26 protein-coding genes are annotated in these 23434 nt (G+C 74.4%); 9 read left to right on the top strand and 17 right to left on the bottom strand.

What is annotated here, in order from left to right; genetic code table 11:
* Positions 1–21 precede the first annotated feature (21 nt).
* Positions 22–489, top strand: coding sequence for a DUF309 domain-containing protein (locus DQ237_RS10995; protein WP_113800033.1), 468 nt, complete (start codon positions 22–24; stop codon positions 487–489).
* Positions 490–492: 3 nt separating this feature from the next.
* Here DQ237_RS10995 and DQ237_RS10990 read toward each other — a convergent pair whose 3' ends face one another.
* The gene (locus DQ237_RS10990; RefSeq protein WP_205730162.1) at positions 493–1857 is read right to left on the bottom strand and encodes a deoxyribodipyrimidine photo-lyase; all 1365 of its coding nucleotides are present in this window, start codon (positions 1855–1857) and stop codon (positions 493–495) included.
* Between the two features lie 131 nt (positions 1858–1988).
* Between DQ237_RS10990 and DQ237_RS10985 the strand changes: the two genes are divergently transcribed.
* Positions 1989–2843, top strand: coding sequence for an Fpg/Nei family DNA glycosylase (locus tag DQ237_RS10985; protein WP_113800030.1), 855 nt, complete (start codon positions 1989–1991; stop codon positions 2841–2843).
* 6 nt (positions 2844–2849) lie between these two features.
* Here the strand turns inward: DQ237_RS10985 and DQ237_RS20425 are convergent, their stop codons facing one another.
* The 4 genes from DQ237_RS20425 to DQ237_RS10970 form a co-directional block, all read right to left on the bottom strand.
* Positions 2850–2981 carry a hypothetical protein gene (locus DQ237_RS20425; RefSeq protein WP_255411540.1) on the bottom strand — a complete coding sequence of 44 codons (132 nt, stop codon included), beginning with the start codon at positions 2979–2981 and terminating at the stop codon, positions 2850–2852.
* A 125-nt stretch (positions 2982–3106) separates the two neighbouring features.
* Positions 3107–4309: an MBL fold metallo-hydrolase gene (locus tag DQ237_RS10980; RefSeq protein ID WP_113800028.1), complete on the bottom strand. Its 1203-nt coding sequence runs from the start codon at positions 4307–4309 to the stop codon at positions 3107–3109.
* A 156-nt stretch (positions 4310–4465) separates the two neighbouring features.
* Positions 4466–6919, bottom strand: a complete 2454-nt coding sequence (locus DQ237_RS10975) for an FtsX-like permease family protein (RefSeq protein ID WP_113800026.1) — start codon at positions 6917–6919, stop codon at positions 4466–4468.
* Positions 6920–6924: 5 nt separating this feature from the next.
* The gene (locus DQ237_RS10970) at positions 6925–7683 is read right to left on the bottom strand and encodes an ABC transporter ATP-binding protein (protein WP_113800024.1); all 759 of its coding nucleotides are present in this window, start codon (positions 7681–7683) and stop codon (positions 6925–6927) included.
* Positions 7684–7852: 169 nt separating this feature from the next.
* On the opposite strand from DQ237_RS10970, the gene DQ237_RS19430 reads away from it, so the two are divergent.
* Positions 7853–8059: a hypothetical protein gene (locus DQ237_RS19430; protein ID WP_147251782.1), complete on the top strand. Its 207-nt coding sequence runs from the start codon at positions 7853–7855 to the stop codon at positions 8057–8059.
* A gap of 55 nt (positions 8060–8114) precedes the next feature.
* Here DQ237_RS19430 and DQ237_RS10960 read toward each other — a convergent pair whose 3' ends face one another.
* Both DQ237_RS10960 and DQ237_RS10955 read right to left on the bottom strand, forming a co-directional pair.
* The gene (locus tag DQ237_RS10960) at positions 8115–8810 is read right to left on the bottom strand and encodes a response regulator transcription factor (protein ID WP_113800020.1); all 696 of its coding nucleotides are present in this window, start codon (positions 8808–8810) and stop codon (positions 8115–8117) included.
* Entirely contained in the window at positions 8807–9982 is a 1176-nt protein-coding gene (locus tag DQ237_RS10955) for a sensor histidine kinase (RefSeq protein WP_113800018.1), read from the bottom strand. The genes DQ237_RS10960 and DQ237_RS10955 overlap by 4 nt, the downstream gene beginning before the upstream one ends.
* Before the next feature lie 90 nt (positions 9983–10072).
* Here DQ237_RS10955 and DQ237_RS19725 point away from each other — a divergent pair, with 90 nt between their 5' ends.
* Positions 10073–10213: a hypothetical protein gene (locus DQ237_RS19725; RefSeq protein ID WP_166509574.1), complete on the top strand. Its 141-nt coding sequence runs from the start codon at positions 10073–10075 to the stop codon at positions 10211–10213.
* A gap of 6 nt (positions 10214–10219) precedes the next feature.
* On the opposite strand, the gene DQ237_RS10950 is transcribed toward DQ237_RS19725, so the two are convergent.
* The gene (locus DQ237_RS10950; RefSeq protein ID WP_113800016.1) at positions 10220–11524 is read right to left on the bottom strand and encodes a Rieske 2Fe-2S domain-containing protein; all 1305 of its coding nucleotides are present in this window, start codon (positions 11522–11524) and stop codon (positions 10220–10222) included.
* Positions 11525–11665: 141 nt separating this feature from the next.
* Between DQ237_RS10950 and DQ237_RS10945 the strand changes: the two genes are divergently transcribed.
* Both DQ237_RS10945 and DQ237_RS10940 read left to right on the top strand, forming a co-directional pair.
* Positions 11666–12061 carry a DUF485 domain-containing protein gene (locus DQ237_RS10945; protein ID WP_113800135.1) on the top strand — a complete coding sequence of 132 codons (396 nt, stop codon included), beginning with the start codon at positions 11666–11668 and terminating at the stop codon, positions 12059–12061.
* Positions 12054–13694, top strand: coding sequence for a cation acetate symporter (locus DQ237_RS10940; protein ID WP_113800014.1), 1641 nt, complete (start codon positions 12054–12056; stop codon positions 13692–13694). The genes DQ237_RS10945 and DQ237_RS10940 overlap by 8 nt, the downstream gene beginning before the upstream one ends.
* 148 nt (positions 13695–13842) lie before the next feature.
* Here DQ237_RS10940 and DQ237_RS10935 read toward each other — a convergent pair whose 3' ends face one another.
* The 3 genes from DQ237_RS10935 to DQ237_RS10925 all read right to left on the bottom strand — a co-directional run bounded on the left by DQ237_RS10935 (position 13843) and on the right by DQ237_RS10925 (position 15894).
* Positions 13843–14079: a hypothetical protein gene (locus DQ237_RS10935; protein ID WP_240619568.1), complete on the bottom strand. Its 237-nt coding sequence runs from the start codon at positions 14077–14079 to the stop codon at positions 13843–13845.
* A 103-nt stretch (positions 14080–14182) separates the two neighbouring features.
* Positions 14183–15043, bottom strand: coding sequence for a manganese catalase family protein (locus tag DQ237_RS10930; RefSeq protein ID WP_113800012.1), 861 nt, complete (start codon positions 15041–15043; stop codon positions 14183–14185).
* A 119-nt stretch (positions 15044–15162) separates the two neighbouring features.
* Complete coding sequence (locus tag DQ237_RS10925) at positions 15163–15894, bottom strand: sensor histidine kinase KdpD (protein WP_113800010.1); 732 nt, start codon at positions 15892–15894, stop codon at positions 15163–15165.
* Positions 15895–15955: 61 nt separating this feature from the next.
* Between DQ237_RS10925 and DQ237_RS10920 the strand changes: the two genes are divergently transcribed.
* Positions 15956–16669, top strand: coding sequence for a response regulator transcription factor (locus DQ237_RS10920; protein ID WP_240619567.1), 714 nt, complete (start codon positions 15956–15958; stop codon positions 16667–16669).
* A gap of 106 nt (positions 16670–16775) precedes the next feature.
* Positions 16776–17876 (top strand): trans-acting enoyl reductase family protein, encoded by a 1101-nt coding sequence (locus DQ237_RS10915; protein WP_113800008.1) that lies wholly within the window; start codon positions 16776–16778, stop codon positions 17874–17876.
* 18 nt (positions 17877–17894) lie between these two features.
* On the opposite strand, the gene DQ237_RS10910 is transcribed toward DQ237_RS10915, so the two are convergent.
* The 5 genes from DQ237_RS10910 to DQ237_RS10895 are packed head-to-tail and all read right to left on the bottom strand — an operon-like array spanning position 17895 to position 21301.
* Positions 17895–18521 (bottom strand): RES family NAD+ phosphorylase, encoded by a 627-nt coding sequence (locus DQ237_RS10910; protein WP_113800006.1) that lies wholly within the window; start codon positions 18519–18521, stop codon positions 17895–17897.
* Positions 18518–19294, bottom strand: a complete 777-nt coding sequence (locus tag DQ237_RS19920; protein WP_205730161.1) for a hypothetical protein — start codon at positions 19292–19294, stop codon at positions 18518–18520. Before DQ237_RS19920 ends, DQ237_RS10910 begins: the two co-directional genes overlap by 4 nt.
* A gap of 41 nt (positions 19295–19335) precedes the next feature.
* Positions 19336–19563, bottom strand: coding sequence for a PH domain-containing protein (locus DQ237_RS20200; protein WP_240619566.1), 228 nt, complete (start codon positions 19561–19563; stop codon positions 19336–19338).
* Positions 19564–19583: 20 nt separating this feature from the next.
* A complete protein-coding gene (locus tag DQ237_RS10900; protein WP_240619565.1) occupies positions 19584–20795 on the bottom strand; it encodes a PH domain-containing protein in 1212 nt (403 codons plus the stop codon).
* On the bottom strand, positions 20792–21301 hold the full coding sequence (locus DQ237_RS10895; protein WP_113800004.1) for a PH domain-containing protein: 510 nt from the start codon (positions 21299–21301) through the stop codon (positions 20792–20794). Before DQ237_RS10895 ends, DQ237_RS10900 begins: the two co-directional genes overlap by 4 nt.
* Positions 21302–21358: 57 nt before the next feature.
* On the opposite strand from DQ237_RS10895, the gene DQ237_RS10890 reads away from it, so the two are divergent.
* Entirely contained in the window at positions 21359–21688 is a 330-nt protein-coding gene (locus DQ237_RS10890; protein WP_240619564.1) for a rhodanese-like domain-containing protein, read from the top strand.
* 85 nt (positions 21689–21773) lie between these two features.
* Here the strand turns inward: DQ237_RS10890 and DQ237_RS10885 are convergent, their stop codons facing one another.
* Positions 21774–23390, bottom strand: coding sequence for a long-chain fatty acid--CoA ligase (locus DQ237_RS10885; protein WP_113800002.1), 1617 nt, complete (start codon positions 23388–23390; stop codon positions 21774–21776).
* Positions 23391–23434: the final 44 nt, after the last annotated feature.

Below are 23434 nucleotides of genomic sequence, written 5' to 3'. Positions count from 1 at the left end.
GCGCAGCGGCACGATGGCCGGGTGACCGACCGGGACCGCGACGCCGCGGGCAGGGCGCGCAACGCGCGTCCCCGCGACGCGCTCGGACGTCCGCTCCCCCGGGACGCCGCCGGCGAGGAGCGCGCCCCCGAGGGGATCGTCCGCGCGCCCGACGTGGCGCTGGCGGAGGCGCAGACGCTGCTGGACGCCGGCCGGCCGTTCCACGCGCACGAGGTCCTCGAGGACGCCTGGAAGACCGCCCCCGACGAGGAGCGGCAGTTGTGGCGGGGGCTGGCCCAGCTCGCGGTCGGGCTGACGCACGCGGCGCGAGGGAACGACCCGGGAGCGGCCACGCTGCTGCAGCGGGGCGCGGAGAACGTGGCGCCGTACGCCGAGCGTCGTCCGCACGGGGTGGACGTAGCGGGACTGACGGCGTGGGCGCGGCGCCTGGCCGCCTCGCCGGCGGAGGGGCGGGATCCGGTGCGTGCCGCGCCGACGCTGCGCGCGTGACGCTCAGCCGGAACGGACCCGGGCGTAGCGCTCCAGGGCGACCCGGCGCTCGTGCGCGTGGTCGACGACCGGTTCGGGATACCCGGACGGCACCCCGCCCGGGGCCGCCCACGGCTCGTGCACGTACCGCGGGTCGACGTCCCGCAGCTCCGGCAACCACCGCTTCACGTAGGCGCCGTCCGGGTCGAACTTCTTCCCCTGGGTCACGGGGTTGAAGACGCGGTAGTAGGGCGCGGCGTCGGTGCCCGTCCCGGCGACCCACTGCCAGCCGTGGTTGTTGCTCGCCAGGTCGCCGTCGACCAGGTGCTGCATGAAGTACCGGGCGCCGACGGTCCACTCCTGGTGCAGGTCCTTGACCAGGAACGACGCGACGATCATCCGCACCCGGTTGTGCACGTACGCCTCGCCCCGCAGCTGCCGCATCCCGGCGTCGACGATCGGGAAACCGGTGCGGCCGGCCTTCCACGCCTCGAGCAGCTCCTCGGCATGCGGGCCCGAGTCGTAGCCCATGGCCTGCAGCTCGGGGCGCAGGTACTCACGTGCTGACTCCGGGCGGTGCCACAGCACGTCGGCGTAGAAGTCCCGCCAGGCCAGCTCCGCGGTGTAGCGGCGCACCGACTCGGTCTGCTCGGCCGCCGCCAGATCGGCCAGCAGCGTGCGGGGATGGATGCAGCCGTACTTCAGGTAGGCCGACATGCGGCTGGTCCCGCTGCCGCCGGGAGCGTTGCGCCCCTCGGCGTACTCGAGCAGCCGCTCGTCCCGGAAGCGCTCCCAGGCAGCGTGCGCGGCGCTCTCGCCGGCCGCGGGCACCGTGGCGTCGACCTCTGCGGCGGCGGGTGGGGGTTCGGAGCGCACACCGGTCCGCCAGCGGACACGGCCCGGCGTCGGTGCCGGGGCGCGCCAGCCGTGCTGCTGCCAGGCCCGCGCGAAGGGGGAGTAGACGCGGAACGGCGTCCCGTCGGCCTTGGTCACCCGACCGGGAGTGACCGCGTAGGGCGAGCCGGTGCGCTCGAACGGCGTCCCGTCCAGCGCCCGCTCCACCGCCTCGTCGCGACGCCGGCCGTAAGGGCCGGCATCCGCGCTGACGTGCACCGACGTCGCCCCCGTCTGGCGGACCAGGTCGGGGATGACACGCGCCGGATCCCCGTGCCGCAGCACCAGAGCGCCGTCCAGGTCGGCGTCGAGAGCGGCGAGGCAGTCGAGCAGGAAGCGCCGGCGGGGTTCGCCCGAGGGGCCCCACAGCCGGTCGTCGAACACGAACACCGGGAGGACGTCGCCGTCCGGTCCGGCGGCCTCACGGGCGGCCAGCAGCGCCGGGTGGTCGCGCAGGCGCAGGTCCCGCCGAAACCAGAGCAGCGCGGTGGGCACCCGGCCGACCCTAGGCATCGGCCCACGCCCGCGCCTCCCGGGCGTTTCGTGCACGAACCTCCCGGGCGTTTCGTGCACAAACCGCCCGATGGGGGACGGCGGATCCGCCCGTCGGCAGGGATCATGGTCGGATGCCCGAGTTGCCCGAGGTGGAGGCGCTGGCGGGGTTCCTCCGCGAGAACGCCGCCGGCCGCGTGCTGGCCCGTGCCGACCTGGCCGCCGTCCAGGCGATCAAGACCTTCGACCCGCCGCTGAGCGCGCTCGCCGGCCTGGAGATCACCGGTGCCGGGCGCCACGGCAAGTTCCTCGACCTGGACGTCTCCGGGATCCACCTGGTCGTCCACCTGGCACGGGCCGGCTGGCTGCACTGGCGGGAGAACCTGCCGACCGCCCCGCCGAAGCCGGGAAAGGGGCCGCTCGCCCTGCGCGTGCACCTCGACGACGGGAACGGGTTCGACCTCACCGAGCAGGGCACCCGCAAGGGCCTGGCGGTCTACGTCGTCCGCTCGCCGGCCGAGGTGCCCGGCATCGCCCGGCTCGGACCCGACGCGCTGCTGGTCGAGCGGGAGGACTTCGCCCGCCTCCTCGCCGGCCGCAGCGGCCAGCTCAAGGGCGCCCTCACCGACCAGACGCTGATCGCGGGCATCGGCAACGCCTATTCCGACGAGATCCTGCACGCCGCGCGGCTCTCGCCGTTCAAGATGGCCGACAAGCTGAGCGAGGACGAACTGGTCCGCCTCTACGACGCGATGCGGGCGACCCTCACCGGGGCCCTGGAGCGCCAGCGCGGCCAGAAGGCGGCGACGATGAAGGGCGAGAAGCGTTCCGGGCTGCAGGTGCACGCCCGCACCGGGCTCCCGTGCCCGGTGTGCGGGGACACCGTTCGCGAGGTCAGCTTCGCCGACACCTCGCTGCAGTACTGCCCCACCTGCCAGACCGGGGGGAAACCGCTGGCCGACCGGCGGATGTCCAAGCTCCTCCGCTGAGCGGGGTCAGCGCCTGGTGGTGCCGTCCATGAGCCGGGCGGTCGAGTAGTCGGTGTCCCGGGTGTCGGCCAGCCAGCGACTCGGGTGCGGGCGGTGGATCCAACGGCGGACCCTGGAGGTGTGGGGCGTGCGGGTCATGGCGTCCTCCCGGAGGAAGTCCGTTCAGCGGCACCGTGCCGCTGCACCAAGCATCGGCGCGTACGGCCCTCTTCTCGAGTGGCAGGAATGCCGGATACCGCGTCGTTCCTGCCAGTCGGCGCAGGTCAGCCCGGGAGCAGCGAGAGCAGCCGGGTGAGCGTCCGCGCGAGGACCGAGGAGCCGACGCCCGCGTCCTGACCGTCCTGCGGTGCGGCCGAGCCGACGGCCGACCACCAGTCCTGCAGCGGCGTCGGCGCCAGCACGTCGATCCGCTCGCCCGGCCGCGGGACCACCACCTCGACGCCCCGGGGCGCGGCGGCGGCCAGCAGCCGCTGCACGGGCTCGGCCCACCGGTGGAACGCGAGGTTGAACGTGGCCCAGTGGATCGGCAGCAGGACCCGACCACCGAGGTCGCCGTGCGCCCGCACCGCCTCCTCCGGGTCCATGTGGATGGCATGCCACGCGTCGTTGTAGGCGCCGATCGGCAGCAGCGTGAGGTCGAACGGGCCCAGCCGGGCGCCGATCTCGGCGAACGCGGGGGTGTAGCCGGTGTCGCCGCCGAAGAAGACCCGGTGCTCCGGACCGGTGATCACCCAGGACGCCCACAGAGTGGTGTCGCGGTAGAAGTAGCGGCCGGAGAAGTGCCGGGCCTCGGTGCAGGTGAGGGTCAGCTCCCCGACCCGGTGCGCGTCGTCCCAGTCCAGCTCGACGATCCGCTCCTCCGGAACGCCCCACTTGCGCAGGTGCTCACCGATGCCGAGCGGAACCACCCACGGCGCGCTCTGCGTGCGCAGCAGCGTCTGCACGGTGGGCAGGTCGAGGTGGTCGTAGTGGTCGTGGGAGATGACGACGGCGTCGACCGGGGGGAGGTCCTCCAGCGCCATCGGCGGCTCGTGCAGCCGCGTCGGGCCGAAGACGGGGGACGGCGAGACGCGGTAGCCCCACACGGGGTCGAGCAGGACCCGCCGGCCGTCGACCTCCAGCAGGGCGCTGGCGTGGCCGAACCAGGTGACCGCGAGGGCCGCGGCGTCCGCCGGGATCTCGGCGCTCGCCAGCGGGATCGGTCCGCCCGGCAGGCCGACGTGCCGCTCCTCGTGCCACTGCCGGAGCAGGCCGTCGCGGGTGTTGGCCGGGGAGAGGGCCGGCGTCGGGAGCCGGTTGTGGAACTTGCCGTCGGAGAAGTGCGGGGAGCCGGCGACCACGCGGCGGAGCCGGCGGCGGTGCGCTCCGAGGGCCTTCGGCAGGCCCCAGGCGGCGGCGGTCACGAAGCCCACCGGGCCGGCGAGGACGGTGGCGACGGCGGCGCGGCGCAGAGATCGGGACGGCACGGTTCCAGTCTCCCAGGTCCGGCGCCGTCCGCCGCTGTGAACCGGACGACGCCGTCCCGCCGGGGCCGGGATGATCAGGTGACCTGGTCACACTGGGTCCTCCCTCACGGTCGACCGTGAGGGAGGACCCGGAACGATCAGGAGACCTGATCACCATTAGGCCGTGATGGCGGCCACGGGGGCGGTGCGGGCGGCGCGCCGGGCGGGCAGGACCGAGGCGAGCAGCCCCGCGGCGGTGGCGACGACGACGATCAGCCCGATCTGCAGCCACGGCACCGCGAGCACGATCGTCCCGGCGCTCCCCAGCACGGAGGCCGCCCCGATCAGCCCGTACGCCCCACCGAGCAGGACGCCGAGCACCGCGGCCACGCCCGCGACCAGCGCCGCCTCCCAGGCGAGCAACCCGCGCAGCTGCCCGCGGGTGAGCCCCAGGGCCCGCAGCAACCCGTTCTCCTGCCGCCGCTCGACCACCGACAGCGCCAGCGTGTTGCCGACACCGATCACCGCGATCACCACCGCGACGGCCAGCAGCCCGGTCACCACCAGCAGCATCAGGTCCAGGATCTCGTCCAGCTGCTGCCGGAGCGTGATCATCCCGGTGACCCGCGCCGAGGGGTCGGCCTCGGCCACCACGTCGGTCACCCGGTCCACCGCGTCGACCTGCGCCTCGGGCTCGGCATCGGCCAGCCGCAGCCACACCTGGGCGATGCCGGCCTCCGGTGCCAGCTGCTCCAGGTCGGACGCGGCCACGAGCAGCGGCATGTCCTGGTCGACGACGCGGACGGCGAGGTCGAGGGTCCGTCCCCCGTCGGCGAGCGGGAGCCGGTCCCCGGCGGTCACCCCGTAGGTCTCGGCCTGCCACTCCGGCACGAGGACCTCGCCGGGCCGCGGGAGGGCCAGCTCGGCGGTCGACCGCAGCAACGAGGTCGCCTGGTCGGCGTCGACACCGAGGACGGTCGCCGGCTGCCCGTCGGGGCCCAGGACGTCGGCGGCGCGGAGGGTGGTGCCGCCGTCCACGCCCTCCAGCCGGGACAGGGACGCCAGCAGCGAACCGGGCATCTCCCACCCCTCGACCACGACGTCGCTGGGGAACTCGGCGTCCAGCTCGCCCTGGGCGGTCGCCCGGGTCGAGGCGGCCCCGACCACGAAGGCGCTGGTCAGCGTGACGCCGATGAGCAGCGCCGTCGCCGTGGCCGCCGTCCGCCGAGGGTTGCGGAGGGCGTTGCCGGCGGCGAGCCGGGCGGGGACGCCGGTCCGTCCGGCCAGCCGCCCGGCGGCCGCGACCACCGGCGGGACGGCGCGCTGCGCGAGCAGGACGACGCCGAGGAAGCTGAGCACCCCGCCGGGCAGCGCGACCAGCAGCGAGGGCATGACCACGCCCGCCGCGAGCAGCACGACGCCCGCTCCCACCATCAGCAGGCCGAGCACGAGGCGCAGGACCCCCGGGCGGGAGCGCAGCGGGGCCGGGTCCAGCGGGCGCAGCGCCGCCAGCGGAGCTACCCGGGTGGCGGCCCGGGCCGGGGCGAGGGCGGCCAGGACGGTCACGCCGGTGCCGAGCACCAGCCCGGCGAGCACCGCGTACGGCGGGACGGACACCCCCGCGAGCGGGATCGCGGAATCCTCGCCCACCAGGGCCGAGACCCCGGCTGCCAGCCCGATGCCGACGGCGACGCCGGCGAGGGAGGAGACCAGCCCGGTCACGGCGGCCTCGCCCAGCACGCTGCGGCGAACCTGCCGCGAGGTGGCGCCGACGCAGCGCAGCAGCGCCAGCTCCCGGGTCCGCTGCGCGAGCAGCACCGCGAACGTGTTGGCGATGACCAGCCCGGCCACGACGACGGCGACCGTCGCGAAGACCAGCAGCACCGCGGCGAGCGCCGTGGCGTTGCCCATCAGCTCGGCGGCGGCGTGCTCCGCCTGTGCGGTGCCGGTCCGCACCGTCACGTCGGTGCCGCGCAACGCGGTGGCGACGTCGGTGCGCACCTGCTCGTCGGGGACGCCCGGCGCTGCGGCGATCCGCAGCTCCGTCGGATCGGTGGCGCCCCAGTCGCGGGCCTGCTGCTCGGTCACGAAGGCGCGTCCGAAGAGGCCGGCCTCCGGGTCGCCGTGCAGGTCGACGATGCCGGTGACGGTGGCCTGCGCCGTCGACTCCCGGCCCTCGGCGTCGACGAGGGTGACGGTCAGGACGTCGTTGAGAGCCGCTCGGGCGCGGTCGCTGACGGCGACCTGCCCGGGGCCGCTGGGCAACCGGCCCGCGGCGAGCTGCTGCCAGCGGAGCGCGGACGCGTCGGCGACGGACTGGACGAGCAGGAACTGCGAGCCGGTCCGGCCGGGCACGTTCGCCTGCACCGAGGTCTCCAGGGCCGGCGCGACCGCGGCCACGGAGGACAGCGCGGCGACGTCGTCGACCCGGTCGGACAGCGAGGACTCGGAGGTGACGACCGCGGCGGTGTCGACGTAGCGGGCGGCGACGGCGTCGAGCACGGTGGCGCGGGAGGTCTGCAGGAGCACGAGCGTGGCCACCACGAACGCGACCGCGATGACCACGGCCAGGGTGGAGGCGATCAGCCGCGCGGCGTGCGTGCGCAGCTGGGCGAGCAGGACGGTGCGCATGGCGGTCAGGCCCCCAGCCCGCGCAGCGCGTCGAGCACGGACTCGGCGGTGGGCTCGGTCAGCTCACCGGCGAGACGGCCGTCGGCCAGCAGCACCACGCGGTCGGCGTAGGCGGCGGCCGACGGGTCGTGGGTGACCATGACGACGGTCTGGCCGGTCTCCCGGACGCTGGAGCGCAGCAGGCCGAGCACCTCGGCGCCGGCGCGGGAGTCGAGGTTGCCGGTGGGCTCGTCGGCGAAGACGACGTCGGGGCGGGGGAGCAGGGCGCGCGCGATGGCCACCCGCTGCTGCTGGCCGCCGGAGAGCTCGTGCGGCCGGTGGCCGAGCCGCTCGCGCAGCCCCAGGCGGGCGACGACGTCGTCGAACCAGGCGGGGTCGGGGCGCTGACCGGCCAACTGCATCGGCAGCACGATGTTCTCCCGCGCGGGCAGCACCGGCAGCAGGTTGAACGCCTGGAAGACGAAACCGATCCGCTGGCGGCGCAGCGCGGTCAGCTCGTCGTCCCGCAGGGCGGTCAGCTCGGTGTCGCCCAGCCAGACGGAGCCGGCGGTCGCCGTGTCGAGGCCGGCGAGGCAGTGCATGAGCGTGGACTTGCCGGAGCCCGACGGCCCCATGATCGCGGTGAAGCCGCCGCGGGCGAACGTGACGTCGACCCCGGCGAGGGCGTGGACCGCGGTCTCACCCCGGCCGTAGGTCTTGCGGAGCCCGGCGGCGCGGACGGCCGCACCGGCGCGTGCGGCCGGCGGTTCGCCGGGGACGGTCATGACGGGGACGGGCACTGCGGACCTCCGGGGACGGGGTGTCGGGGACGACGCCCACGCTCTCGCCACGGGCCCTGCGCTCGCGTCGGAGCAGGGACCGGTCTTCCGGCACGTCGCGGTCCCCCTGCGGGTGGACCGGCTGTCATGCTCGGGACGGAGCGGGGAGGCGCGGGTGGACGGAACGGCCGTGGACGTCGAGCGCACGGCCGAGCGACAGGAGCTCCGGCGGGTCGTGGGCCTCTCCGCGATCTTCTGCGCCTGGCTGGTGGCGATGCCGGCGGCGGTCGGGTCGGCCCTCGCGTCGGACTGGCCGCTGCCCCCGGAGCTGCCGACCGCCGCGCAGGTGGCTGCGGCCCGCTCGGCGGCCTACGGCGCGTAGCTGGTCTGGATGACGGGCTCCCCGGTTCGGCCGGGATGAGCCGGCGGCCCCTGAGCTACGCGTCCCGGAGGAGGTCGGCCGGTGCCACGAGGCCCGTCCGGTAGGCCAGGACGACGGCCTGCACCCGGTCGCGCGACCCGGTCTTGGCCAGCACGCGGCCCACGTGCGTCTTCACCGTCGCCTCGCTCACGAACAAGTGCGCGGCGATCTCGCTGTTGGAGGCCCCGAGCGCCATCTGCTCGAGCACCTCGCGCTCCCGGGGGGTGAGCTCGGTCAGAGCGCGGTCGTCGCCCGGGCCGGTCGCGACCGCCGCTCCGCGGAGCATCGGGGCCACGTGCTGCAGCAGGCGGCGGGTGGAGCTGGCCGCGATGACCGAGTCGCCGGCGTGCACGGTGCGGATCGCGCCGAGCATCTCCTCGGGCGCGGCGTCCTTGAGCAGGAACCCGCTGGCGCCGGCGCCGATGGCGGCCACCACGTACTCGTCCAGGTCGAACGTGGTGAGGACGACGACCTTCGGCGGCTCGGGCAGCGCGGTGACCTGGCGGGTCGCCTCGATCCCGTCGGTGCCCGGCATGCGGACGTCCATGAGGACGACGTCGGCACGGGTGCGTGCCAGCAGCTCGACCGCCGTGCCGCCGTCGCCGGCCTCGCCCACGACGGTCAGGTCGGGCTGGGAGTCGATGACCATGCGGAACCCGGCCCGCACCATCTGCTGGTCGTCGACCAGGACCACCCGGATCGGCTCGCTCATCGGCTCGAACCGTAGGGCAGTGCGGCGTGCACGCCGAACCCGCCGCCGGGCCGCGGCCCCGCCTCCAGCCGCCCGCCGTGCAGCCAGGCCCGCTCGCGCATGCCGCGCACACCCTGACCCTGGCCGTCGGACTCCACCGCAGCGGCGCCGCGCCCGTCGTCCAGCACCGACAGCTCCAGGGCGTCGGGCCGCCACTGCAGGCGCACCCAGGCGCGCGAGGCCGGCCCGGCGTGCTTCAGCACGTTGGTGAGCGACTCCTGCACGATCCGGTAGGCGGCCAGCTGGGGGCCGGCGGGCAACGCCCGGGCATCGCCCTCGACGATCAGGTCGACGTCGAGCCCGCTGGCCCGGACGTCGTCGACCAGCACCGGGATCGCCGCCACGTCCGGTTGCGGTGCGTACTCCTCGCCGCCGCCCTCGCGGAGGACGCCGAGCAGGGCCCGCATGTCGGTGAGCGCCTGCCGGCCGGTCGCGGCGATCGCCTCCAGCGCGTCGGTGGCCGCCTGGGGGTCGGTCTTCCCGGCATAGCGCCCGCCGTCGGCCTGGGCGATGACGACCGACAGGGAGTGCGCGACGACGTCGTGCATCTCGCGGGCGATGCGCGCCCGTTCCGCCGTCGCCGCCAGCCGCATCTCCTGGTCGCGTTCCAGTTCCAGCAGCTGGGCCCGTTCCTCCAAAGCGGCCAGCCGCTGCAGCCGGGCCCGCCGCAGGTTGCCGAGCGACCAGGCCGCCACGACCGAGACCCCGATGGCCAGCGCCGTCGGGACGACCGACGAGGTGACGTCGTAGCCGAAGAAGCGCACGGCGGCCAGGACGGCGCCGAGCAGCCCGATCACGAGACCGGTCTGCGCTGCCCACCGGGGTGCGTAGGCGGCCAGCGCGTAGATCGTCATGAGGACGGCGACGTTCGCGGCGAGGAAGTCGGGGGCCGCCACCAGCTCGAGGAGGCCGGCCGCGACCACCACCGAGGCGGCCGGGACCGGCGCCCGCCGGCGCCAGGCCAGCGGGACGGTCAGCAGCGTGCCGACGACGAAGATGCTGGACTGGTGCTGCGCGTAGGCCTCCAGCGGCAGCAGGACGGCGAGGAACCAGGTCGCGCCCGCGAACGCCGCGTCGACGGCGAACGGGTGCTGCCGCGTCCACTCGGGCAGGCGGTCGAGGGGGCGGTCCACACTGCCGACCCTAGGCAGAACCGCGCCGGATCTCGTCGTCCCGCAGGGGGAGATGTGCGTCCTCCTGCGGGTGGAGGGTAGGACGGGGTCGTGACCCTTCCCGCGCCCGACGACGAGGGCGGCGACCCCGCCTGCATGCTCCGCCGCGTGTGCCCGGCCTGCGGGCGCGTCGCCGACGAGGATCCGCCGACCACGTGCCCGGCCTGTGGAGAGCAGCTGCCGGGGGAGTGATCCCGCTCAGGCGGCCGTCCGCCGGGTGCGACCTGCCACGAGGAAGTCGCAGAGCGCCTCGCGCAGCGCGACGCCCAGCCGATCGGCCGGCACGTGCACCTCGTCCCGCGGGTCCAGGGGGAGACCGGGCACGGCGAGGGTCTCCTGGGAGCGCACGTCCTCCGCGAGGATCCGGCGCTGCAGGGCGACCTGCTCGGCCATCCGGGCGGGGGTGGGGAGCGGCCGGCCCGGCCCGTCGGAGACCAGCAGGCAGGTGTAGACCCGTGTGGAGTCGAGGTCCTCGGGCTGCAGCAGGTAGAGCAGCGTCGTCGCCGCGCCGGAGTCGAGGAACTCCTGCCGCAGGCGCAGGCGGAACGGGACCCGGTAGGTGTAGGTGGTGCGGCGCCGCTGGCGCAGCGGCCGGCCTCCGGTCGCGACCTCCGGATCGAGCGGGTTCTCCACCCACTGCTCCTGCACGCTGCGGAACCCGCCCGGCTCACGCTGCAGCTCGCCGGGGTCCACCCGCGCGCGGTCGGCCGCGCCGATGGTGGCGGCGTGCACGAAGGGCCCGTGCGTCGCGTCGAGGAAGGTGTCGGCGAGCGGGCCGGCGGGCCCGGGGGAGCGCACCGGCGGCAGCCACCCCGCCACGAACCGGCGGTCGGCCAGCTCGGGTACCTCCAGCGGGGCATCGGCCGGCTCGGCGGGGGCGAGCCAGATCAGGCCGAGCCGCTCCCGCAGCCCGAACGCCGCGGGCTCCACGGCGAGCGAACCGTCGGCCGCCCGGCTGAGGTTCCACGTGCAACCGAGCAGCCGCACCTGCGACCAGCCGCCACGGCGGAGCTCCCGGCTCAGCAGGACCGGGTGCCAGGCGTGCGCGAGCGCCGGTGCGAGGTTGTCGAAGACGGGCCCGGTCGGAACCGGCGGCTCCGGGGTCGGCTCGGGGCGCGGCGTGGAGACCGGGCGGGGCGGGAGCGTCGTCGTCGGCTCCGGTGCCAGCCAGACCCAGCCGTGCCGCTCCTCCACCGCCCAGGGCCTCCGGAGGTCGGCCCGCGGCGGCGGGCAGCCGTCGTCGCCCATCGAGGGCACCTGCGTGCACCGGCCCTCGCCGTCGAACCGCCAGCCGTGGGCCGGGCACACCAGCCGACCGCCCTCGACCCGGCCCGCGGCCAGCGGCACCAGCCGGTGCGGGCACCGGGCCGGGAACGCCGTCACCTCGCCGCGGGGGGGCAGCCGGACGACGACGTAGGCCCGACCGCCGGCCCCGACGGCGACCGGCGTCGTCGTCACGTCGGCCGTGCGGGCCACCGGGAACCAGGTGAGGGAGGCGTCCATGAGGCACTGCACCAGGGCGCGGTTCCGCTCGTGTTACGGGCTGCGACCGGTCGTGGCAAACCTTGTTCCGCTCGTGACCTCGTACCCACTGGTAACCCATACAGTGACGCGGACCACACCCTGACCCCTGTGGAGGCCCGCGTGACCCCACCCCCCGACCGGCGTGCGCTGACGCCCGAGGAGTACCTCGAGGCGCAGAACTCCCCGGAGTTCGCCGAGCTGAAGAACCGGTTCCGCCGGTTCGCCTTCCCGATGACCTTCGCGTTCCTGGCCTGGTACCTGCTCTACGTCCTGCTCTCCACCTACGCGCCGGACTTCATGTCCACCGAGGTGTTCGGCAACGTCAACCTCGGGCTCCTGCTCGGCCTGGGGCAGTTCCTCTCCACCTTCGTGATCACGCACCTCTACGTCGCCCACGCCGGCCGGCGCACCGACCCCATCGCCGACGAGATGCGGGAGCGGCTCGAGCGGCACGACTTCGCGCCCGGCGCCGGGACCACGGCCCACGAGTCCACCGGAGGGGCCACCCGTGCCTGACCTGATCGCCGCCGACAGCACGATCGGCAACCCGACCATCAACATCTCGATCTTCGGGGTGTTCGTGCTGATCACCCTGGCCATCACGTTCCGGGCCAGCCGCAGCAACAAGAGCGCCGCGGACTACTACGCGGCCGGCCGCAACATCAGCGGCACGCAGAACGGCCTGGCGATCGCCGGCGACTACCTCTCGGCCGCCTCGTTCCTGGGCATCGCCGGGGCCATCGCCGTCTACGGCTACGACGGTTTCCTCTACTCGATCGGCTTCCTGGTCGCCTGGCTCGTCGCGCTCCTGCTCGTCGCCGAGCTCATGCGGAACACGGCGCGGTTCACGATGGCCGACGTCCTGGCCTTCCGGATGCGCCAGCGGCCGGTGCGCATGGCGGCCGCGCTCTCGACGCTCGTCGTCTCGCTCTTCTACCTGCTGGCCCAGATGGCCGGGGCCGGCGGACTGGTCACCCTGCTGCTCGGGGTCACCGGCGAGGCGGCGCAGGCGATCGTCGTGACGATCGTGGGCGCGCTGATGATCTTCTACGTGCTGGTCGGCGGCATGCGCGGCACCACCTACGTGCAGATCATCAAGGCCTCGCTGCTCATCGTCGGCGCGCTGGTCATGACCGTGTGGGTGCTCGGCAAGTACGGCTTCAACCTGTCCTCGCTGATCGGCGGCGCGCAGGACCTCGCCGTCGAGGGCCGGGACGTCGCCGCGCCCGGTGCCCAGTACGGCCTGACGGAGACCTCGAAGCTCGACTTCGTGTCCCTCGGCCTGGCGCTGGTGCTCGGCACGGCCGGTCTGCCGCACGTGCTGATGCGCTTCTACACCGTGCCCACGGCGAAGGACGCGCGCCGCTCGGTGGTCTGGGCCATCTGGCTGATCGGCATCTTCTACCTTTTCAGCCTGGTGATCGGCTACGGGGCCGGTGCGCTGGTCGGCCCCGAGCGGATCCTCGGGGCCCCGGGCGCGGTCAACGCGGCGGCGCCGCTCCTGGCCTTCGAGCTGGGTGGCACCGTGCTGCTGGGCATCATCGCGGGCGTCGCGTTCGCCACGATCCTCGCCGTCGTAGCAGGCCTGACCATCACCGCGTCGGCGTCGTTCGCGCACGACGTCTACGCCTCGGTGATCAAGAAGGGCCAGGTCAGCGGCAACGGCGAGGTGAAGGTCGCCCGGGTGACCGCGGTGGTCATCGGCGCGGTCGCGATCGGCCTGGGCATCCTGGCCCTGCAGGCGGGCCTGAACATCGCGTTCCTGGTGGCCCTGGCCTTCGCCATCGCGGCGTCGGCCAACCTGCCCACGATCATCTACACCCTGTTCTGGAAGAGGTTCACCACCCAGGGTGCGCTGTGGTCGATCTACGGCGGCCTGATCACCTGCCTCGTCCTGATCGCGTTCTCGCCGGTGGTCTCCGGCGGACCGCTCAACGCGACGACCGGGAAGAGCACGTCGCTGTTCCAGGACGTGGACTTCCACTGGTTCCCGCTGAACAACCCGGGCCTGGTGTCCATCCCGCTGTCGTTCCTCCTCGGCTGGTTGGGCAGCAAGCTGTCGAAGGAGAAGCCCGACCAGCTCAAGAACGCCGAGCTCGAGGTGCGGTCCCTGACCGGCATCGGCGCGGAGAAGGCCGTCGAGCACTAGGAGGACCCGAACGCCTGGGGCCCACTCCTCGTACCTCGGGGGGTGGGCCCCTGCGCGTCCGGCGGCCGCCACGGTGCAGCGGTCACCGCCGCGGTGCAGCGCGGCGGTCGTCGCGGTGACGCGGTGGTGTCGCGGTGGTGGGCCGGTCTCAGGCAGCGGCTGCGGGAGCGGCTTCAGGGGTGAGGACGACGACGTCCGCGGCCGCGACCGATCGGCGGTGCCGCAGCAGCCACCGGGCGGTGAGACCGGCGAGGACGACGATGCCGGCGATCGTGGGGCGGCCCGGGTTCGCCACGGCGACCGCGATCGCGGCGGCGTGGACCAGGGAGAGCAACGCCGCGGCGGGCGTCGGATGGGGCAGGCGCAGGGCCCGGTTCGGGTGCACGGCGGTTCGGCCTTTCGAGAGGCGTGGCCCGCCGGGCCGGTGGCTCACCCGCGGAGGGCGGCCACCGGCACGGCGACGGCACGACGAGGGAGTGGGCGAGGGCCTAGGTGAGCATGTCCTTGGCCTTCTGCAGGAGGGACTGCCCCTCCATCTGCGGCGTCGGGAACAGGCGCGGGTCGCCCGGCGGCAGGATCGGCGCGTCGGCGGTCGCCTCGATGGGCCGGGCCGAGAAGGTGCCGCGGCCATCGATCGACGGACCGGACGCCCAGCGGCCGGCGGCGGCGTCGGGACCGTCGGAGGCGTCGATGAAGACGTAGCCGAGGTCGCCGACCTCCTCCTCCAGCGGGAACGCCTCCGGGACGGGGACGCCCTCGAGGCCGTCGGCCTTGAGCTCCTCGAGCGCGGCCAGCCACTGCTGCTGGTGGTAGTGGTCGCGGGTGATGAGGAACCGGAGCATGTCCTTCACGCCCGGGTCGTCGGTCATGTTGTAGAGCCGGGCGACCTGCAGCCGGCCCTGCATCTCGGCGGTGGCGTTGTACATGAAGTCGGCGTACAGGTTGCCGCTGGCGGTCACGTAGGCACCGGTCCACGGGTTGCCCATCGAGTCCATGTACGAGGCGCCGGCGCCGTTGACGATCGGGTGCTGCGGGTTGTGCTGCCCGTAGCCGGCGGCCGCCTCCTTGGACCGGTCCGCGGCGTCCGGCTTGAGCGGGATGTGGTCCAGCAGCCGGTCGATCATCGTCACGATCATCTCGACGTGGGCGAGCTCCTCGGTGCCGATCGCGAGGAGCAGGTCCTTGTACTTGCCGGGCAGGCGGCAGTTCCAGCCCTGCAGCAGGTACTGGGTGGCGACGGTCATCTCGCCCCACTGACCACCGAGGACCTCCTGCATCTTGCGGGCGAAGTCCGGGTCGGGACCGTCGGGCTTCGCCTCGTACTGCAGGGCGTGGGTGTGCGTGAACATGCGGGCTCCCTGAGGGCGGTCGGTCGTGCTGTCGTGCCGCCGCTGCTGCGGTGACACCAGGGAGATGCCCCTGCCCGGTGGCCCGCCGGTGCCGAGCGGTGGCCCGCGGGTGCCAACGTTCAGCGGTCGGGGAGCTGCACGGTCAGCGTGAAGGAGTGGCTGTCGCCGGCCCAGAGGATGCGGCCGCCCAGTTCGCGGGCCTGCCGGCGCACCGACCACAGGCCCAGACCGTTGAGGTCCAGTGGCGGCTCGGTGCGGCTGAGGTGGCCCACCACCCGGTCGGCCGGGACGCCGGCCTGGGTCAGTGCCAGTGCCACGGAGCCGGGTGCTCGGGTCGCCCGCAGCACCACCGGCCGGCCGCCGCCGTGGCGGTGCGCGTTCTCCAGCAGGTTGGTGACGATCCGGCCGACCCGGGCGTCGGCCACCCGCACCTCCCCGGCGTCGTCGGCGATCTCGAGCGCCAGTCGGCTCCGCGGCAGCCCGGAGCAGGCGATCGCCGCCAGGAGGACGTCGCGCAGCAGCCGCGTCCCGGCCCGGGGGGCGGCCCCGGCCGTCGCGTCGGCGGTGCGCAGCATCGAGGAGAGGTGCGCGGTCTGCGCCCGGGCGAGCTCGAGGAGCTCGCCACCTCCGTCCGGCGCGCGGTCCAGGGTGCCCAGCACCGCCTCCAGGGAGGCCAGGGGGCTGCGCATGTCGTGGCAGAGGGCGCGCAGGACGGCGTCCTCCGGAGTGGGCGGTTCAGGATCGGTTCCGCCCCGCCGCGGACGCGGGAGATGCGCGCGGAGCACTCGGGCGAGATCGTTGAGCAGTCCGCGGCTGGGCTTCGACGTCGGAACGTCCGGAGCGACGGTCACGGGCACCTCCTCACGGAGACCTGGTCAGCAGCGCCGGGGCACGACGGCCGACAGGGGAGAAGTGGCGGAGATCGACGGCACGCTCGCTGCTGAACGTGGGGCGCCGGTGGACGTGGTGGTCGTGGACGACCACCCCTTGTTCACGCGGGGCCTGACCCTGCTGCTGCCGGGGCTGAGCGGCGGTCGGGTACGGGTGGTGGGGACGACGGACGACGCATCGGCGGCGGCCGCGCTGGTGCGGCGCCACCATGCCGACGTCGCGATCGTGGACCTGCACATGCCGCCGCCCGGCGGCACCAGGGCCGTCGCGGCGATCCGGCGGGCCGATCCCATGGTGCGGGTGGTGGCACTGTCCGGGCTGGCCGAGGCGGATGCCGCCATCGAGGCGCTGCGGGCCGGGGCGGCCGCGTTCCTGCCGAAGACAGCTGACCCCGAGCACCTGGTGCAGCCGCTGCTGGCGGTCCTCGACGGGTGGTCGGTCGTCCCGGAGGCCCTGCTGCGGCAGCTGCTCGCCGACGCCGCGCCGGCCGGTGACGGCATCGCCGAGCGCCTGACCGCCGACGAGCGGCGGCTGTGGCGGCTGGTCGCCGACGGCACGAGCACCGTGGACATCGCCACGACGCTGCACGTCTCGGAGCGGACGACGAAGCGGCTGGTCGCGCACCTGCTCCGGCGGCTGGACGTGACGACGCGGGTGGAGGCCGCGGCACTGGCCGGGCGCGTGGGCCTGGGCAGGGACAGCGCCGGACGGCAGGCCGGTGGCCCGGCGGGCTGAACGGCGCAGGGTCGCATCGCCGTCCCGCTACCCGGAGGGCGGACCGGCAACCTCGTGAAGGAAAGGTTCGCCTCCCCTTTTCCGGGCGGTCACTAGGGTCGGGTGCATGACCGCGCGGATCGTCCTGTTCGGAGCAACCGGCTACACCGGCGCGCGCACGGCGGAGGCGCTCGTCGCCGCCGGCGCCCGGCCCCTCCTCGCCGGGCGGAACACCGCCAAGCTGGACGCGCTCGCCGAGCGGCTGGGTGGGGTGGAGACCGCGCGCGCCGACGTCACCGACCCCGGCTCCGTCCGCGAGCTCCTCGGCCCGGGTGACGTCCTCGTCACCACGGTCGGCCCGTTCCTGCAGCTCGGCCAGGCGGCCGTGGACGCCGCCGTGGAGGCCGGCGCCGTCTACCTCGACTCCACCGGCGAGCCGCCCTTCGTGCGGCGGGTGTTCGAGGACGCCGGCCGGCGGGCTGCCGACACCGGCGCGGCGCTGGTCCCCGCCTTCGGTCTCGACTACGTGCCGGGCAACCTGGCTGCCGCCCTGGCCCTGCAGGAGGCCGGTGAACGGGCGCACCGCGTCGACGTCGCCTACAGCATGGCCGGGACGTCGGGGCAGGCGTTCTCCCGCGGCACGCTGGTCTCGCTCATGGGGGTGCTCACCGAGCCGGGCTTCGCGTTCACCGGCGGGCGGCTCACCACGGAGGGCGCCGGCCGCCGGGTGTGGGAGTTCCAGGTGGACGGCCGCACCCGCCGCGGGCTCTCCGTCGGCGGCTCCGAGCACCTGACGCTGCCCGGCCTGGCGCCGACGCTGCAGGAGGTCGGCGTGCACCTGGACTGGTTCGGGCCGCTGACCCGTCCGGCGCACGTGCTGGCCCCCGTGACCGGCCTGCTGGGCAGGCTTCCCGGCGCGCCCCGGGTCACCCAGCGGCTGGCCGACGTCGTCGGCCGCCGGGTGGGTGAGGCGCCGTCGGCGGAGACCCTGGCGAATGCGCGCACGCACACGGTCGCCGAGGTCCGCGACCGCAGCGGCTCGCTGGTCAGCCGGGTCCAGGTCGACGGGCCCGAGGCCTACGGGCTGACCGCGTCGCTGCTCGCCTGGGGTGCGACGACGGCGGCCGAGCGCGGCGTGCAGGGCTCCGGCGCTCTGGGCCCGGTCCAGGCGTTCGGGCTGCCCGAGCTCACGGCGGGCGCGGCCGGCGCGGGCCTGGTCCGGGTCTGAGCCGGCGGAGCACGGGCCCTACGGCGGACCCAGGACGGCGATGCCGGTCTCGGCGGTCAGGCGATCGAGGAGGTCGCGCCGACGGGGGAGGTGCACCGTGGACGTCACGTCGTAGCGAGCGCGGCCGACGGCGCCCTGGTCCCCTGAGCGGTCGAACAACGCCACGCAGGCGTGCTCGTGCACCAGGTCGTGTCGGGCCCAGTAGCGCACCCCCTCGTACCCGGCGGCCCGGAGCGCCGCCGCCCAACGCTGGGTGAGGGGGTAGTCCGTCGTGGTCGCGATCTCCGAGGTCACCCGGAAGCCGGCGGCCAGGTTGGACGTCAGGTCCGCGACTCGCACATCCTCGGTCAGGCGGAGCTCGGAGGCGTCCCGCTTCGCCGTCTCGTAGGCCGGCACGACCGACAGCCCGCCGTAGGTCTCCAGCAGGGTGATCACTTCGTCCTCGGCGACGTAGCACGTGCCGTCGGGAGCGGTGAAGTCGAAACGGCCCTGGCCGCTGTCCGCGAACCACCACGGTCCACGGCGGTGCCCGTGCGAGCGGAAGAGTGGGGCACCAGCGGGGTACACGGTGGCAGGAAATGCATCGCGCAGCTCGTCCGCGGGCGGTGGCTCGGGGAGGTGGACGACGGCCCGGGGTGCGGTCACGCGGCGAGTCGGTCGATCGCCTGCCCGGCCAGCGCGAGCAGCTCCTCCGGTGCGGTGCCGGCGGCGAGCAGGACCTCGCGAGGCGTGCGGTGCTCGAGCTCCACCTGGGGGGTTGTCAGCCACGAGGCCGTCGTCCAGCCCTGCGGATCGGCCTCCGCCCAGAGGCCGAGCAGCCGCTTGGCCCCCGGCAGGGGCCGTGCGGGTGTCGCGTCGTCGAACCCGGCCGCGGGGTAGAAGCGCTGCTGGCCGCTCCCGGTGAGGCGCAGCACCCGGTGCTCGCGCACGGCCTGGCTCAGGGCCTGCTTGGACCAGCCGGTGAGCTTCAGGACCTGGCTGTGGCTCAGCAACGGGCCGAGGTGCTGCTCCCAGGAGGTGCGGGCCTCCCTCCTCGCCAGGCGGGCGGTCACGAACTCCTCCACCGCATCCACGTCCTCGGGGGTGAGGAGTTCGGTGCCGTGGGCGAGGGAGCCGGTCAGGAACAGTTCCAGCTGTGGCCGGACGGGCGCCGCGCCCGCAGGGAAGGCTCGGACGAGCTGGTCGCGGATCGCCCGGTAACCGGCGCGAGTCAGGCGCTCCTCGCCGACATCTGCCAGGCGCGGGTCCGCGCGGAGCTTCGACGCGATGACCTCGGAGGGAACCTTTCGGCCCTCGAGCTGGTCGACCAGCGATTGGATGGCGAGCAGCGCGAAGGCGTACTCCGCGGAGTCCAGGTCGGAGGCCCGCAGCCCGCGCGTGGACAACTCCTCGTCCAGCGCGCGCGCCAGCTCGGTCATGGTGCGGACGGTAACAGGTCAACCGGGTCAGGTCAAGCAGGTCAACCCGCAGTGGTCGCAGGAGGTGTCAGGGCGCTCGCCCAGGGGCCGGACGCGGCCGCGGCGAAGGCGGCCACCTCGGCGGCGGCCATGTCGACGGCCGCGTAGCCCCCCGTCCCCGCGCCGACGCAGGCGGTCAGGGTGGCGAGGCCGTCCCGGCGCTGGAACCACGACTGCCGCACCTGCCAGCCGATGACGGCGCGGCGCTCGAGCACGGTCTGCTCGCGCACCAGCCAGCCGCGGCGGACGCTCAGCGACCGGGACCGGCCGTGTGCCCCAAGGCGCCGTAGAGGCTGCGGCCGAGCAGGACACCGAGTCCGGCGACCACCAGCCCGGCGACCAGCAGCTCCCAGTGGCCCAGCCGCAGGCCGAGCGCGACGCCCCCGACGACGAGGAGCGCACCCGGGACCACGGCCCGCACCACGCGCCGCCGTCGTGCCGCGGGCGGGTGGCCCGTGAGCGGGCCCGGGTCCTCGACCAGGCGGTGCGCCAGCTCCCAGGCCTGCCCTCGCGGACCCAGCGGCAGAAGCTGACCGCGACGCTCGGCGTCGGCCAGCCCCGTGACCAGAGCGGTGGCCCGGCCGGCGCCCACCAGACGCATGCCGACGCCCTCCGAGACGCTCACCCCGCGGATCCGGTCGATCTCCAGCTCGGTGTGCCGCCGGGTGAGCAGCCCGCGGACGGCGACCAGCGAGCCGCCCCGCCGCACGAGGTGGAAACCCCAGTTGACCAGCGCCGCCCCGATGACCGATCCGGCGACCAGGAGCAGCAGCGTCCCGGCGACCGCACCGGCGACCAGCACCCAGCCCGGTGGGAGGTCCAGGTCGAGCAGGTCCTCGAGCGGATGGCCGGGGAGGTCCTCGACGAGCCGGGACAGCGCCCCGACACCGGCCGCGGGCAGCGCCAGGTAGCTGCCGACCAGCGGTGCGTAGAGCAGCCAGCGGTTGTCCCAGCGGAAGAGCTCCTCCTCGGCCGGCGGTACGTCATCCTCCGCTGCCGGGACGGGTGCTCCGCGGTGGGTGAGGACGGCGCTGCGCAGCCGGTCGCCCTCGGCGCGCGGAACGCCGTCGACGACCACCTCCTCGTCCTCGCCCGCGGCGCCGGCGGCGGCGTCGATGCGCACCCGCACGAGGCCCAGTGCGCGGTGCAGCACCGGCGTCTCGATCTCGACGCCGCGGATGCGGTCGTTGGGCACCGTGCGCACGGCCCGCGCGAGCAGCCCGCGGGTGACCACGACCGCCCCCGGCCCGTCGGCGTAGGAGAACCGCCACCAGGACAGGCCCGCCCCGGCCAGCGAGAGCAGCGTGATGCCGACGGCCAGCGCGACGATCGTCGTCGTCCCGCCGCCGAAGCCGAACCCCGCCAGCGCGGGGATGAGGACCGGCACCAGCTGCCGCGCCTGGCGGAAGGTGACGGTGTGGACCAGCACGATCCGCGGGGAGGTCCGGCGGGCGGGCGTCACGTGGCCTGGTCGCGGACCAGCTCCGCGCGGCGGGCGAGGTCGTCGGCGACGCGTTGCGCCGTGCCGTGCTCGAGGTGCCAGATCCGCACGGTGCCCTGGCTGGAGGCGGTCAGGACGGCGACGGTGGCGAGCCCGAACATCTGCTGCAGCACGCCGCGGGTGACGTCGACGGTCTGGATGCGGCTGATCGGCACCAGGGTCCACGTCTGGGTCAACCAGCCGGTACGGGTGTAGGCGGTCTCGGCGGTGATCTCCCAGCGGTACACCCGGTGCTTCAACCGCGGTCGGACGCCGACGACGACCGCGGCGTGCAGGAGGCCGGCCACCGGCAGCGCCCAGCGCAGCACCGGGAATGGCCCGCCGGCCGACGCGGGCACGAGCAGCAGGAAGGTCCCGATGCCCACCCACAGCAGGGTGGTGCTGATCGCGCCCTCGGCGGTCCACAGCCGGATCGCGGCACGCGGCAGGTCCCAGGCCGGCTCGCGGACCGGGGCGGTCGTGGTCATCGCGCCCATCCTGGCAGTGGGGGCCGGGTGGGCGCGCGTGCCACGATGGACGACGTGATGCCGCAGCAGGTTCCGACCGTGTCCGCCGCCGAGCTCCCCGAGGGCGCCGTCGTCCTCGACGTCCGCGAGGACGACGAGTGGGTGCACGGCCACATCGACGGCGCGACCCACATCCCGATGGGCGAGGTCCCCGCCAAGCTCGACGAGCTGCCCGAGGCCGACCCGCTCTACGTCGTCTGCCGCGGCGGCGGACGCTCGGCGCGCGTGGCCGCGTGGCTGAACCAGAACGGCTACGACGCGGTGAACGTCGGCGGCGGCATGGGCGAGTGGGAGGCGGCCGGCCGCCCCCTGGTGAGCGAGACCGGCCAGCCCCCCTTCGTGCGCTGACAGCCGCGGGAGCATCGCAGGGAGCTGACCTCAGGGCGTTTTGTGCACTTTCCGCCCGGGCGGAAAGTGCACAAAACGCCCCTCGTCAGGACTTGAGCTGGTACTCCGCGAACTTCGAGCGCAGGTCCTTCTTCGAGAACTTGCCGACGCTGGTCTTGGGCACCTCGTCGATGAACTCGACGGCGTCGGGCATCCACCACTTGGCCACCAGCGGCTTGAGGTGGTCGAGGATCTCCTCCTCCGTCGCCTGCTCGCCCTCCTTGAGGACGACGCAGGCCAGCGGCCGCTCGTCCCACTTGGGGTGCGGGATGCCGACGACCGCGGCCTCCTTCACCTTCGGGTGGCTCAGGATCGCGTTCTCCAGGTCGACCGAGCTGATCCACTCGCCGCCGGACTTGATCAGGTCCTTGGTGCGGTCGGCGATGCGGATCGAGCCGTAGGCGTCCATCGCCGCGACGTCGCCGGTCTTCATCCAGCCGTCGGCCGTCGAGAGCTCCACGCCGGCGTCGGGGTTGTAGTAGTCCTTCGCGCACCACGGGCCGCGCACCTGCAGTTCGCCGGTGGCCTGGTCGTCCCAGGCCTGCGGCTCCAGGGTGTCGGCGTCGACGATGCGGGCCTCGACGCCCAGGAACGGGATGCCGGCGCGGGCGCGCTGGGCGGCCTTGGTCTCGTCGTCGGCGTCCTGGAAGCGCTTCGGCAGCACGCCGGAGGAGGCGACCGGGTGGGTCTCGGTCATGCCCCAGGCCTGCAGGATCGGGATGCCGACCTGCTCGCGGTAGGCCTCGCTGAGCGCCTTGGGCACGGCCGAGCCGCCGCAGCCGATGTCGCGGAGCTTGTGCGGCTTGCCGGCCAGGTGGGGGAGGACGCCCTGCCAGATGGTGGGGACGCCGGCGGTGAAGGTGACGCCCTCGTCGACGATGAGCTTGGCGATCGCCTCCGGCTGCATCATCGCGCCGGGCATGACCAGCGAGGCGCCCGCGGCGGGGGCGGCCTGCGCGATGCCCCAGGCGTTGGCGTGGAACATCGGCACGACCGGCATGGCGACGTCCTGGATCCCGAGCCCGAAGGCGTTGCGCTGCATCACGCCCATCGTGTGCAGGAACGTGGAGCGGTGGGAGTAGACGACGCCCTTCGGGTTGCCCGTCGTCCCGCTCGTGTAGCACATCGAGGCCGCCGAGTTCTCGTCCGTGACGTGGAAGTCGACCGGCTGCGCCTCGGCCAGCAGGGTCTCGTAGTCGAGCACGCGCGGGTCGTCGGGGATCTCGTTGTCACCCCCGTCGTCCATGATCACGACGTGCTTCACGGTCGTCATCGTGTCGATGAGCGGCCACAGCAGCGGCAGGACCGAGCGGTCGGCGAAGACGACCTCGTCCTCGGCGTGGTTGGCGATGTAGGTGAGCTGCTCGGGGAAGAGCCGGATGTTGAGCGTGTGCAGCACGCGACCGGTGCAGGGAGCGGCGAAGTACAGCTCCAGGTGCCGCTGACTGTTCCAGCCGAAGGTGCCGACCCGGCCGTCGGCGCTGATGCCGAGGGTGTCCAGGACACCGCCCAGCTTGCGGGTCCGCTCCGCCCACTCGGCGTACGTGGCGCGGGTGACGCCACCGGGGTTGTTGGTGACGATCGTGCCGTCGCCGTAGTGCTGTTCGACGTGCCGGAAGATCGCGTCGACGGTGAGGGGGTAGTCCTGCATCAAGCCGCGCATGGCGGCATCGTGCCAGTGACCGCCCTCACCTTCTAGCCGGGATC

It is taken from the genome of Blastococcus sp. TF02-8 (assembly GCF_003319175.1).
Lineage (GTDB): Bacteria > Actinomycetota > Actinomycetes > Mycobacteriales > Geodermatophilaceae > Blastococcus.
This window is presented reverse-complemented; position numbering and strand designations above follow the sequence as displayed.